This window comes from Haloarcula sp. Atlit-120R, from assembly GCF_003665885.1.
GTDB lineage: Archaea > Halobacteriota > Halobacteria > Halobacteriales > Haloarculaceae > Haloarcula > Haloarcula taiwanensis.
Genome location: NZ_QPLN01000002.1, coordinates 793,849 through 806,376, shown reverse-complemented (window position 1 = coordinate 806,376; position 12,528 = coordinate 793,849). Strand labels below are relative to the sequence as shown.

14 protein-coding genes are annotated in these 12,528 nt (G+C 62.7%); 8 read left to right on the top strand and 6 right to left on the bottom strand.

The genetic code is table 11. The features are described from left to right. Positions 1–404 precede the first annotated feature (404 nt). Positions 405–653 (bottom strand): hypothetical protein, encoded by a 249-nt coding sequence (locus DVK01_RS21595; protein ID WP_121577559.1) that lies wholly within the window; start codon positions 651–653, stop codon positions 405–407. Between the two features lie 1,117 nt (positions 654–1,770). On the opposite strand from DVK01_RS21595, the gene DVK01_RS11430 reads away from it, so the two are divergent. Next, positions 1,771–2,553, top strand: coding sequence for a hypothetical protein (locus tag DVK01_RS11430; RefSeq protein WP_121536735.1), 783 nt, complete (start codon positions 1,771–1,773; stop codon positions 2,551–2,553). Between the two features lie 186 nt (positions 2,554–2,739). Next, positions 2,740–3,036, top strand: a complete 297-nt coding sequence (locus DVK01_RS11425) for an HNH endonuclease (RefSeq protein ID WP_121536733.1) — start codon at positions 2,740–2,742, stop codon at positions 3,034–3,036. Here DVK01_RS11425 and DVK01_RS11420 read toward each other — a convergent pair. Beyond that, positions 3,033–4,046, bottom strand: a complete 1,014-nt coding sequence (locus tag DVK01_RS11420; RefSeq protein WP_121536731.1) for a site-specific integrase — start codon at positions 4,044–4,046, stop codon at positions 3,033–3,035. The genes DVK01_RS11425 and DVK01_RS11420 overlap by 4 nt on opposite strands. 600 nt (positions 4,047–4,646) lie before the next feature. Here DVK01_RS11420 and DVK01_RS11415 point away from each other — a divergent pair. Then, positions 4,647–6,278 (top strand): GMC family oxidoreductase, encoded by a 1,632-nt coding sequence (locus tag DVK01_RS11415; protein ID WP_121536729.1) that lies wholly within the window; start codon positions 4,647–4,649, stop codon positions 6,276–6,278. On the opposite strand, the gene DVK01_RS11410 is transcribed toward DVK01_RS11415, so the two are convergent. From DVK01_RS11410 to DVK01_RS11400, 3 genes are all read right to left on the bottom strand, one after another. Further along, positions 6,275–6,853, bottom strand: coding sequence for a metal-dependent hydrolase (locus DVK01_RS11410; protein ID WP_121536727.1), 579 nt, complete (start codon positions 6,851–6,853; stop codon positions 6,275–6,277). The genes DVK01_RS11415 and DVK01_RS11410 overlap by 4 nt on opposite strands. Before the next feature lie 84 nt (positions 6,854–6,937). Continuing rightward, positions 6,938–7,390, bottom strand: coding sequence for a transporter (locus DVK01_RS11405; RefSeq protein WP_101349741.1), 453 nt, complete (start codon positions 7,388–7,390; stop codon positions 6,938–6,940). 48 nt (positions 7,391–7,438) lie between these two features. Beyond that, the gene (locus tag DVK01_RS11400) at positions 7,439–8,137 is read right to left on the bottom strand and encodes a chemotaxis protein CheC (protein WP_101349740.1); all 699 of its coding nucleotides are present in this window, start codon (positions 8,135–8,137) and stop codon (positions 7,439–7,441) included. Between the two features lie 258 nt (positions 8,138–8,395). Here DVK01_RS11400 and hisC point away from each other — a divergent pair, with 258 nt between their 5' ends. The 4 genes from hisC to DVK01_RS11380 are packed head-to-tail and all read left to right on the top strand — an operon-like array spanning position 8,396 to position 11,158. Further along, complete coding sequence (gene hisC / locus DVK01_RS11395; protein ID WP_101349739.1) at positions 8,396–9,478, top strand: histidinol-phosphate transaminase; 1,083 nt, start codon at positions 8,396–8,398, stop codon at positions 9,476–9,478. Further along, positions 9,475–9,981 (top strand): adenylate kinase family protein, encoded by a 507-nt coding sequence (locus DVK01_RS11390; protein WP_121510874.1) that lies wholly within the window; start codon positions 9,475–9,477, stop codon positions 9,979–9,981. Before hisC ends, DVK01_RS11390 begins: the two co-directional genes overlap by 4 nt. Beyond that, positions 9,978–10,586, top strand: coding sequence for a CDP-alcohol phosphatidyltransferase family protein (locus DVK01_RS11385; protein WP_121536725.1), 609 nt, complete (start codon positions 9,978–9,980; stop codon positions 10,584–10,586). The genes DVK01_RS11390 and DVK01_RS11385 overlap by 4 nt, the downstream gene beginning before the upstream one ends. Before the next feature lie 41 nt (positions 10,587–10,627). After that, positions 10,628–11,158, top strand: coding sequence for a multiprotein bridging factor aMBF1 (locus DVK01_RS11380; RefSeq protein ID WP_004515642.1), 531 nt, complete (start codon positions 10,628–10,630; stop codon positions 11,156–11,158). Position 11,159: 1 nt separating this feature from the next. Here DVK01_RS11380 and DVK01_RS11375 read toward each other — a convergent pair whose 3' ends face one another. Next, the gene (locus tag DVK01_RS11375; protein ID WP_101349736.1) at positions 11,160–11,765 is read right to left on the bottom strand and encodes a response regulator; all 606 of its coding nucleotides are present in this window, start codon (positions 11,763–11,765) and stop codon (positions 11,160–11,162) included. A 97-nt stretch (positions 11,766–11,862) separates the two neighbouring features. Between DVK01_RS11375 and tpiA the strand changes: the two genes are divergently transcribed. After that, positions 11,863–12,510 (top strand): triose-phosphate isomerase, encoded by a 648-nt coding sequence (gene tpiA, locus DVK01_RS11370; protein WP_008309909.1) that lies wholly within the window; start codon positions 11,863–11,865, stop codon positions 12,508–12,510. Positions 12,511–12,528 lie beyond the last annotated feature (18 nt).

The following is a 12,528-nucleotide window of genomic DNA, read 5'->3' as shown; positions in this document are numbered from 1 at the left end:
CTGCCGCGAGTATTGGACGGACCGATCTCAGTACGGCCCCGAAGTTCATGACCTCGTGTCAGGTGGGGGCGATGTCTGAGCCGGTCATGTGCCCGACGACTAGATGAACCGATCCCGCCCGGTCTGAACCCCGGCATCATCGGCGGCGGGACCATCAGCGACGAACGCTGCCCCGACTGCCACGGCCTGTTGATGCGGCACGAAACCACCGGATACATCTCCGGTTGGGACTGCCCACATTGCGGCTTCTTGACCCTGACTACCCGCGACACGCTTTGACCGCGTAGTCCCACGAGTCGTTTATACTTGTCAGGCAGGTAGATAGAATACGGGGAAAAATCCCCGGCCAACCGAACGGAACCTGTTCGATCCTACTCGCGGGCCTCCGCCCCGAGTTTCCACTCCTACTCCCCTTCACCAGCTTCATCCCCGAATTCCTGTTCGAAGTGCCAGTCCTGTCCGGTGTAATCGCGTGGCGGCGCTCGAATATCCCGACCAACCCCCGGAGTCACGTCGATATTTTCCGACGCAGACGGACATTCACCATTCACCCACCCGAACGCCCGCATCCCGTCACGAATCTTAGCCGGGTCACCGCCAGTCACGTCAACGATCTCTCCCGGCGTTGGCAGGTCGTGTTCGTCGTCGCCCATACAGCACGCTTCGTGAGCCACGTCCAAAATTGTCGAGTACCGAACACGGAACAGGCGCAACACGTAGTCGAACCTGAACGCCCGCCCGTGTGTGGGCACGTACAGGCCACGGTCGATAGCAACCCGATTCTCGCGGTCGCACAGACGTTTTGTTCCCAGTCGGGTGTCAGGCGTCACGCTCAACCAGTTGTCGCTCACAACTCACGTCAGCCAACCAGTCGTGTTACCGTCGAGTGTCCACCCCCGAAACCATGCAACAGCGTCGTGACCGGTCGTAGGGGTGTCCATCCCTATCCACCCTTCTGGACACCCCCGAAACAGCCGTTAGAGTCGCTGTGTCGGTTGTCAACGGGAGAATTGACGTTGGCCGTCGGAAGAAAGGTCGCCACCTCTTCTCGCTGAAGAATCCGAAGGGGTGGGGGGAGGGGTGCGGCGTCGGGTCGGTGAACCGACCCATCCTTGCACCAAAAGAGTGGCTTACGGTATCTTAGAGTTATATGTATATAAGTGTTTATGTTTATTGCGTTACTTCAAGTAACGTATGTGTGTAATCAACCGGACGTGTTCCGGGAACGGCACCGGACGGCAACACGTCAACCTGCCCAAGCGTCCCCGACTCCAACGACCACCCCCACCCATCGAGTTCGTCAACGAGAAGAGACGGGCGACTACCTTTAGCGTCCAAAGCGCGAAAACCCAGTTAACACCGGCCTCAAGCTGTCTATCGGCTGAATAACGGGTGTCCACCTACCCGTCCATCCCTATCCATCCCTGACCAGACACGGCTGTCCCCCTACCCCCCCACCCTTCCGTTTTCTGAGCGAAGAGAGTCGACAGCCTTTCTGTTCGACCGTGCTCCCTATTCTGCTGATAACGTGTGTCTCACGGCCTCAAACCCTCAAATAGTGGGTGTCCACATGTGGTGTCCATCCCTATCCACCCCTACGCGGTTAGTCCTGACAGATACCACACCAAATTAGGGAAAGAAAACGATCTATTTTTGGACTGATGCCCGCAATCTCCGCCTTCAAACCGCCTTCTGGCTGAATATTGCGGATTAGGGGGTGTCCAGTCTCCCGAGTGATATATACGTGTGAGGTGTCAAGTAAGAGTAAGAATGTCACGAACAAGCATCGACGAGGATACGAAAGAAGTCATTGACCACATCTACGACGAGTACGACTACGAATCGAAGAAGGAGTTCATGCACGAGATTTTCGTCGAACACATCGGCGACATCGACATGCGCGAGCACGAGTCAGACTACGACAACCCTGTCGAGGTCCTGTTGGACGGCGCTCACGTGAATGGGGGAAAGTCGGGCGGTATCGACCCTGCCGAATACGATCCTGATGAAGAAATCATCGGGACGCTGGACACCGACACCATCCGTCGAATAATCGTCAAGCCAGACGCCCAAATCAACCCTGACCACGTCAGCAAAAAGCCGCGTGACCGTGTTGAGAAGCGCCAACTGCTCGGAGCGATGATCCGCTATCGCTACCCTGAGGGCAAAATCCGCAAGCGGCTCATTGAGGACTTCGTTGAGCAACAGTTTGGCCAGTCTGACCAGATGGCCGACTATATCCGAGAGACCATGGAACACGAGTTGTTCGAACTCAAGGACGACGGTGTGATGACTGCCGATCCGAAGCGTGCTGCCGCTGTCTTGCACGCTCATCTTGACGATCTGGAGCCTAAGTTGGTGAACGGGGATGTCGTGTATACCAGTCAGCACCGGTGGGCAGTCCAGACTGTCGAGGCGTTAGCACCGTTCCGCGACGACTACAAGTTGGTGGGCGGTGCTATCGAGCGGTGGAATAGTATCGTTGAACGGCTTGAAGCCGATGAAATTGGGCGGGGTGATGACCTTGACCAAGATATTATGCGGACGTTCTAAACTCACCTCTCTTTTTTTCGCGGTCCTGTTCCGCCGTAGGAGCACGGTGTTTGTACCCGACATCTGACGAGACAACATCGGCTGAAGACGGATAAGGGACTGTATCAGACGCTAGGAGCAGCCTCGCGATGATGCAGCCATCAACGCCGACCCATATACGTTCGTGTGTTCAACTGGGAGCAGCCTATGTCCAATCTATCGCCTGCAGAGTACGCGGATCGCGGCTTCCCGTTGGACTGGGATGAGCTTCAGGAGAAGACGCTCAAGCGTGATGATTTCCGATGCCGGGAGTGCGGGCGGCAGACGGAGTTGTTCGTGCTGTTCGACGAGCATCCGCACGAGCGAGAGGATGGGTTTCAGGTGTCGAACCTGATTACGTTGTGCGTGACTCATGCGCCTGACGCGGCTCAGATGAATGAGACCGCGATCACGGAGTCGTTCCGGGATGAGTGGGTGCAGGAACGGTTAGAGAGACAGAGCTAGTCCCAGTCGAGGTACTCGCGCCTCACCTCCATCTTCTCGCGCTCAGTTCGCTGGTCGTAGTGATCGTCCAGCACGTCCGCAGACACGTTCATTCGGTCAGAGAGCACCGGTACGGGCACGTCTTGTCTGAGATGGTGGGTAATTGACGACCGACGCATCGCGTGACACGCCTTCGAGGACGGGCATTGACTCGCCACGTTCGTGCTCTTGTTGGCATCGCAGGTGTCGGGGTCTCGGCCATGGGGGCAGTCTCGACCGACGCGACACGGCCGACTCCACCGGTACATAATCTCGCGTAGGTTCGAGATCGCTCGGCGTCCCTGTCGGCTGGTGAACAACGGGCGGCGGTCGTACTCATCCCGCACTTCGTGGCGATTGTGGCGGATGTAGTCGTCCAGCACCTCGCACGTGTCCGGTCGAAGAGAGACGGGACGTTCACCTCGGTACTGGTTTTTCAACGGTGTATCTTCGTCCGGTCTGTGATTGATTTGGACGTACTGCTCATCAGGGTAGTAGTCCTCTATGTCGATTGCACGGGCCGCTCCCACACGGATGCCTGTCCGCCAAAGGAGTACCCACAGCACGTGTTGAACACTCGCGTGATGGAAGCGGGACAGGTAGTCGATGATGTGCTCAACGCGGTCCACGGGGAGCATGTCCGACCGTTGGTTTTGGTCTCCACTCACTCGGGGCGACTCGCACTTCTCGGGTAGGTCCTGCGAGACAGCATCGATGTTGCGACACCAGTAGAGGAACACTCGCACCGTGTCCATCTGCGTTTTCAACGTGACGGGTGCGAGGTCCCCCTGTCTCCACACCCGAAATTGGTGAAGGTCGAGACCGGACAACTCTCGGAGGTAGTCGTACTCGGTCTCCGTGTCGAACCACCGTCTGAACCACTTGATTCGCCGTCTATGACTGTCGAGTGTAGCCTCGGTGTATTCGGTGTCCTTATCGGTGAGATACATCTCTACGGCTTCTGCCGGTTGTAGGGCTTCTAGTTCGGTCATGTTCGAGGTGACCGCACTCCTACGCGCCGATTTGTGGCCAGTATCCGCCCGCTATGAGGCGTTAGTATTTGGTCCAGCTTTGCGACCTGAACAGCCGCGTTAGCGGCTGGGAAGGGCGTAAAGGTGGGTTAGCGGGTTCGAATCCCGCCACGCCCGTGCAGCGACCGAAGGGAGCGAACCGGCATGGCGGGATTCTAATCAGGGAGGTCGCGCGCAGCGAAGCGAGCACGTCCGACCGTGGTTCGAATCCCGCCACGCCCGCTTCGTGGTTTCTCACATTCGCTCGAAACACACTCGCGGCCGTGGCGACCCTCGCGAAACCTGCGGTTTCGCTCAGTCCCGCCACGCCCGTTTTCGCCGAGCGATAGCGAGGCGTGAAACGGCCCGGAGATTCGAAACACGCGAGACGAGCACAGCGAGTCTCGCCTCGGGTTCGAATCCCGAGACCCGCCCCGACGGGTCTCGCGTAGTTCGCAACCGCTCTGCGTTTGGTCACTCCCGCGAGTCCCACACCTCGTGGCGGAAGAGAGCAAACATCGCCACCCACACGACGCCTGAGATGCCAACGTATAAGTTTAGGCTTGCCTAACTCCTGCTGAAATGGACCGGGAGCCGTCCGAGCGGGCGGATGTCTGTGTCGTCGGAGCCGGGCCGGCAGGGGCACTCATCGCAAGCCAGCTCGCTAGCGAGGGCCAGAAGGTCGTGGTGCTAGAGGCCGGGCCGCGGTTCGACAGGTCGAAACGAGAGCAGCAGATGGAAGAGACGATTCGACCCGGCGACCACGGCTCCGTCTGGGAAATGGGCGGCGACCGCGACGCGTTTAGTGCGAGCGGCGAGCGGTACTACCCGCTGAACATCTCACGGGTCAAAGGCGTCGGCGGGTCGACGCTGCACTGGCAGGGGATGGTGATGCGGCTGCACCCCTCGGATTTCGACGGGAGCCACGACACCGACGACCCCGCGTGGCCAATCGACTACGACGACCTGCGGCCGTACTACGCCGACGCCGAGCGGGCGCTTGGGGTCGCCGGCGACGTGGACAACCCCTTCGCGCCGCCGCGTGACGGCGCGTACCCCTTGCCCGGGTTCCCGCCGTCGTACAGCGACTCGCTGTTCGCCGAGGCCTGCGAGCAGCTGGGCATCACGATGCACTCCGTCCCCAACGCCCGCAATTCAGAGCCCTACGACGGCCGAGGCCCCTGCGTCGGCTACGGGACCTGCCAGCCGGTCTGTCCCTCCGGAGCGAAATACGACGCCAGCGTCCACATCGAAGACGCCGAAGCCGAAGGGGCCAAAGTTATCGACCGCGTGCCGGTCCAGCGCCTGGAAACCGACGGCGACGGGCGCGTCGAGGCGGCCGTGTACGCGACGCCGGACGGGACCGAACACCGCCAGACGGCCCGCGAGTTCGTCGTCGCGGCGGGCGGCGTCGAGACGCCGCGGCTCCTCCTGCTGTCGGCCAACGAGGACCACCCCGAGGGGCTGGCGAACGGGTCCGGGCTGGTGGGCCGCTACTTCATGGACCACCTGTTTGCCGGCGCTGGCGGCACGCTCGACCGCGAGACGCGCCAGAACCACGTCGGCTTCCTCACGAGCGAGTGCCACCAGTTCTACGACGACCCCGGCCAGCCGGTCGAGCGGGTCGCGGACGGCGAGACGGTGGTCAAGGCCGCCGACGGGGCGCTGTCGCCGCTGAAACTGGAGTTCCTGAACTACGCCGGCCCGTCGCCGGTCGAACTCGCCCTTTCCGGCGAGGAGTGGGGCGACACCCTGCTGTCGAGTCTGCGGGACGCCTACGGCAACAGCATCGCCATGGGCGGGCTGGTCGGCCAGCCGCCGCGGAAGGAGAACCGCGTGACGCTGGACACCTCGACGACGGACGACCACGGGAACCCGGTGCCGGACATCCAGTGGTCGTGGGGCGACCGGCTGGAGCGGTCGCTCTCGCGGGCGAACGAGATTCAGCACGCGATTCTGGACGAACTCGGCGTCGACGTCTCCTGGACGGTCGGGCCGGAAAACACCGGCCCGGCGTACCACCACATGGGGACGACGCGGATGGGGACGGACCCCGCAGAGAGCGTCGTGAACCCACAGTTGCAGACCCACGACGTGTCGAACCTCTCGATTGCGTCCTCGTCGGTGTTCGTCACCGCCGGGTCGATGAACCCGACGCTGACCATCGCCGCGCTGGCGTTGAAATGTGCCGACCATATTTCCGAGCGGCTTTAATCGGCGAAGTCGGTGAACACGGCCTTGCTCCGGCGAGTGACCGACCGAAGTCCGGGCGCGCCATGGACGAGCCACACGGCGACGGCAAGGCCGAACAGCCCGAACTGAAACAGGACGTACGGCTCGAGCGAGAGCGACGCGAACTGCTCGACGAAGGAGGCGTCGTTGGCGTACGGCGGCGGTGGCTGCAGGGGCCAGACCAGAAAGCGCAGCCACTGAAGCTGTGTCAGGTCACCGCCGAGTACCCCGCCCACCGCCGTCGGGCTCATATCCGTCAGCGTGTGTGCGAACGCACCGAGCGTGAACGCCGTCGAAAGGTCCGTTCTGCGATACAGCGCGGCGAGCCGGTGCAAGACTACGGCAATGAAGAGAAGTGAGAGCAGTGAATGTGCCAGTGACCGACCGGACGGCAAGACGCCGAACGTCCAGGCCAAGGGCTTGTCGATCAGGTCCGGGAACTGCGACCCCACCGCCAGCGCGGTCAGCGTGGCCGCTGTCTGGCGACGGGTCGGGTCGAACCGAGTGTACACAGCGTAGACGAGGTAGGCGACGGCGAGATGTCCCCACGGCCACATTGTGTCGTGCTATGCTGGATTGTGATTTGTATCTGCTGATACAGGTGTCCGTGAGTCGAGCCCGGGGACCGAGATGCCGGCTGTTCAGTACAGGCCGAGAATAGCGCCGGCGTCAAGCAGAAGTAAAATCGACACGAGAGACGCCCCCAGCAGGAACGGGCGCGCGTTCCGGGCCGGTTCGCGTACCTTCTGCTGGGCGAAGCCATCGCTGAGCTTCGATGCGCCGACCTCTACAAGGCCGGCCAGAATGAACCACAGGACGATCATCGTAATGACGAGGTGGCCGCGACCGGTTCCAGTCAGCGACTCAGCGGTGTAGCGGGTCGCTGCCAGATGTCCCCCCGTCAGAAACAGGAGCGTCGCACTCGCACGCGACACCGTCTGGAGCTTCGCGGTAATCGCCGACAGCGGCCCCGGCGAGGAGTCGCCGTTCAGCGCCGTCGGGAGCACGGCATAGGTCATGAACAACACGGTTCCAGCCCACAGCGCGGCGAATATCAGGTGTACCCCGAAGACAGCCGCGTTTACGACACTCATATCCGGCGGTTGGACGCGACCCTCTTCAACGTCGTGGGTTTGGTCCGGCTACTTCGAGGAATCAAAGGCATCGAGGGCGTCCGCATCACCCGACATATCGAGTTCCTTGACCGCGTCAGTGTCGGCGGAGATGTGGGTTTCGCGGTCGGTGTCGTAGTCCAGTTGGTCGATAAGGTGGACGAACGAGCCGGGGTCGGGGATGAGGAAGATACGAAGCGAGAACGCCACGTCGCTTTCCTTGATGTCGACCAGCGAGTCGAGCACGATGGTCAGCGAGTCCCGGCGGACGTGCGAGAGGGCCTTGTCGGCGATTTCGGTCGCGTCGTCCTGGACGACCGTCGGCGTCCCCATGTTGATGGTCGCGTCCAGCGTGTTCGCGATGCCGTCGATAAAGCCCGAGGTGAGGATGTTACACATCTCCTGGAGCGCGGACTCGTGGAGCTGTGTGAACCCATCGTCGACACTGGAGCCGGTCATTAACTCCGCAATCTCCGCGGCTGTCTCCGTCTCGAACGTCATCAGGAAGACGCCGTACGGCGGCTCTGTCAACCGGACGCGAGCACTGTAAATATTCCCGCCGCCCATCTCGGTGGCGATGTCCTCCGGCTGAACGAACGAGAGGCTCTTGATCTCAACGGCCGCGTCGACGCCGGCCAGCGTCGCCAGCGAATCAGCGACCTGCTCGGCCCCATCCTGAATGAGTCTGGTGATGAGCGTGAGTTTCCGAATATCGATGAGAAGCGGCATTGCAGGCTAACAGGACCTATGGTATGTTACCGTTTTCGGTGGGGACGGCGTCCCGGGGCTGCACGGTGGGTCACCGTAACGCTCATTACCACTGACTGACAGGGTTTCGGTGGGGAGCGTGCTATTCCGTGTCGTACCCGTCATCGACGGGTTTCTCACGGGAAGCCGCCAGCGGATTTCTGTGCGACACTGACTGGGGAAGCCACGGCCACGCCCGATGTGAGCACGCTTAAGCCGCCCCGTCCGTTTTGCACAGCCATGGAACCACGGGACCTCTCCGCTCACACTGTCTATCGGGCAGGTCGCGGTATCGAGGAAGTCGCCCGGGAACTCGGCCTCGACCCGGACGACATGGTGAAGCTGGCGTCGAACGAGAACATGTACGGGCCGAGCCCGAGAGCCGTCGAGGCGATTCGCGGGGCGGCCGAGCGAATGCACTCCTATCCGAAGGCCTCCCACGCCGACCTCGTCGACGAGCTGGCGGATATGTGGGACGTAACGCCCGAACAGGTGTGGCTGAGCAACGGCGGCGACGGCGCGCTCGACTGCCTCGCCCGGGCGATGCTCGAACCCGGCCAGGACGTGCTCGTCCCGTCACCGGGCTTCGCGTACTACGCGATGAGCGCACGCTATCACCACGGCGAGGTCAACGAGTACACGCTCTCGAAGGCCGACGACTTCGCTCAGACCGCCGACACCGTCCTGAAAGATTACGACGGCGAGCGGATCGTCTATCTCACCAGCCCGCACAACCCCACCGGCGCGGAGTTCACGACCGACGCGGTCCGGACTATCGCAGAGGAAACCGACGAGCAGACGCTGGTCGTCGTCGACGAAGCCTATGGGGAGTTCACCGAGAAACCGAGCAAGCGGCCATTACTGGACAACCGCGACGACGTTGCGCTCCTGCGAACGTTCTCGAAGGCCTACGGCCTCGCGGGGATTCGCCTTGGCTACGCGGTCGTCCCGGACGACTGGGCCGACGCCTACGCCCGCATCAACACGCCCTTTTCAGCCAGCGAACTCGCCTGCCGGGCCGGGCTGGCGGCGCTCGACGACGACGAGCACGTCGAGCGCTCCGTCGATACTGCCGCGTGGGCCCGGGAGTACCTCGCCGAGGAACTCGACGCGCCGACCTGGGACAGCGCGGGGAACTTCATTCTCGCGGAGGTCGGCGACGCGTCGGCCGTCGCGGACGCCGCCCAGGAACGGGGCGTCATCATCCGCGACTGCTCCTCGTTCGGGCTCCCCGAATGCATCCGTATCACCTGCGGGACGCGCGAGGACACGGAGCGCGCCGTCTCGGTACTGAACGAGGTCATCGAGGTGGTCGAGCCGTGAGGGTCGCCGTTACTGGCACGCCGGGGACGGGCAAGACCACGGCAGCGGAACACCTCGACACAGACTTCGATGTCTTCCACCTCAACGACATCATCAAGGCCGAGGGGTTCTCGACGGGCATCGACGAAGACCGTGGGAGCCTTGTCGCCGACCTCGACAGGCTGTCCGAGTGGCTCGACGGCCGCGACGACGTGCTGTTCGAATCCCACCTCGCGCATCACTTCGACGCCGACCGCGTGATTGTGCTGCGAGCGCACCCCGAAACCATCGTCGAGCGACTTCGAGAGCGCGGCGACGACGATTCGAAGGCCTACGAGAACGCGGAGTCAGAAGCGCTCGACGTCATTCTCGGGGAAGCCGTAGAAGAGCATGGCGTGGATTCCGTCTACGAAATAGAGACAACGGACCGGGACCCCGACGCGGTGGCACAAGAGATTCAGGCCGTCGTGGCTGGCGAGCGCGAGCCGAGCGCGGGCACTGTCTCCTACATCGACTGGCTATGACACTCGACAAGTTCCGCCCGCTGGCCGACCGCGCGCTGGGCCCGTTCGTCAGCGCCGCGAAGGTGGCCGGCCTCTCGCCCAACGGCGTCAGCGTCATCGCCTTCCTGCTGGCGCTCGGCGCGGGTGGGGTGTACGCCGCCGCAACGCGGGAGCCGCTGCTGTATCTCGGCGGTGCCGTTCTCGTCTTCCTGAACGGCTGGCTCGACCTCGTGGACGGGGCGCTCGCGCGAGAACTGAACGTCGCGTCCTCGGGCGGCGACCTGCTGGACCACGTGCTCGACCGCTACGCCGATATCGGCATCATCATCGGCCTCGCCGCCGGTGTCGGCCAGTGGGCGCTCGGCATCGCCGCTGTTACCGGCGTCCTGATGACCTCCTATCTCGGAACGCAGGCTCAGGCGGTCGGCCTCGACCGCGTCTACGGCGGCCTGCTCGGGCGGGCCGACCGGCTTGCGCTCGTCGGTGTCGTCACAGGCGTCGCGGCGTTCGTCCCGACCGCACTGGCCGGCCTGACGCTGGTCGGCTGGTTGCTGGTCGTGTTCGCCGTCGTTGGGCACGTTACCGCCGTCCAGCGGTTCTATCACGCGATGGGCGCGCTGGAGTAGCCAGCGCACCATTTATACCGCGCCCCGTCCAAGCCGTCGGTATGGTTCAGTGCGAGATGTGCGGAACGGAGGTTTCGTCTCCGAACCGCGTCAAAATCGAGGGCGCCGAACTCGACGTCTGTGACGAGTGTACCGACTTCGGCACCGAGGTCAAGACGGAGGAGACGTCGTCCACGTCGACGAAGTACTCGACGTCGTCCTCCTCGTCATCGTCGTCGAGTTCGTCCTCCTCATCGAGTTCCTCGGGTGGTGGCGGATCCGGTGGCCGCCGCCGGGATATGTTCGACGAGATGGACGAGATCGCACAGGATTACGACGACCGGATCCGCAAAGGCCGAGAGTCACAGGGCCTCAGCCAGGAGGAACTCGCCAAGCAACTCAACGAGAAGGCGAGCCTCATCCGGAAGCTCGAACAGGGCAACTCGCTGCCCAGCGACGACGTACAAAAGAAGCTCGAAAGCGCGCTCGAAATCTCTCTGAGCGCCGGCGGTAGCGCTGACGAAACGGAGTGGTCCGGCGGCAGCAGTGACGGCGAGTACACGCTCGGCGACGTCGTGAAACGAAAGGACTAGGTCACAGCTGGAGGTCGTCTTTCTCGACATCGAGTTCGTTCGCGAGTGACTCGACGTTCGACGAGATCCGCTCGATCTCGTCCTGCAGTGCCTGATACCGTTCGCTGTCCTGGAGTTCACGGTCGGTCTTCTCGACCCGGAGAACATTGCGCTTGAGCTTTTTCGACGTGAGCGTCCGGAGTCGGTTGTTGTACTCCCGGATTTTGTACAGTCGGTCGACGACCTCCTGCAAGTCGTCCCGGGTGACAGGCTTGACGAGGTAGTCGTCGACGCGCATCTCGATGATGTCGAAGTCGGGGTCGATGGCGGTCACCATCGCGACGCGGCATCGAAGCCCCTTCTCCTCGATCTGTGCAAGCACTTCGTTGCCGGAGACGACCGGCATCCGGCGGTCGAGCAGCACGACATCGATGTCGGGCGACAGCAGTTCCAAGCCCTCTTCGCCGCTGTAGGCCGTCTGGACGTGATACTGGTCGGACAGATAGTCGGTGTACAGGTCAGCCAGATGTTGTTCGTCCTCGACTATCAGAACGGTCGGTGTGTCATCATCCCCTGCTGTCACGGCTTGTCTCGTTTCTTGTCTCGGCTGAACCGTAATAACTGTCATCCCCGAGCCGTGGTTCGGGAGAATCGAAGGCGGAGTGGTAGGGACGCCAAACGGCGGCTTCGCAACCTATTTCCCCACAGCAACCGGTGCGTTTCGTATGTTCGTCCTTGTCAATCTGAAGGCGTACCCGTGTGATCCAGTCGAAGTAGCGACCGCCGCTGCTGACGTCAGCGACGATTCCGGTGTCCGTGTCGCCGTCGCGCCACAGGCCGCACAGATCGGCGCTGTGGCGGAGACTGGTGTCGAGACGTGGGCCCAGCACGTCAGCGCCGTCGAACACGGCAGCCACACCGGCAGCACCCTCGCCGAGGCCGCTGCGGACGCCGGTGCTGTCGGGACGCTGCTGAACCACTCCGAGAACCGCCTCAAGCTCGCGGACATCGACGGCGCGCTCGACGCCGCCGACCGCGCGGACCTCGAAACCATCGTCTGTGCGAACAACCCCGCACAGATCGGCGCGGCCGCCGCGCTCGACCCCGACGGCGTCGCCGTCGAGCCCCCGGAACTCATCGGGACCGGCACGCCCGTCAGCAAGGCCGACCCGGACATCGTGACCGGCGCAGTCGACGCCGCCGCCCGCGTCAACGGCGACGTGGACGTGCTCTGTGGGGCCGGCATCTCGACCGGCGAGGACCTCGTCTCGGCGAGCGACCTCGGCGCGAGCGGCGTCCTGCTGGCAAGCGGCGTTGCGAAAGCTGACGACCCGCGCGCGGCGCTCGAAGACCTCGTCGAACCGCTGCTGTAGAATCGCTGTCGTCGAAGT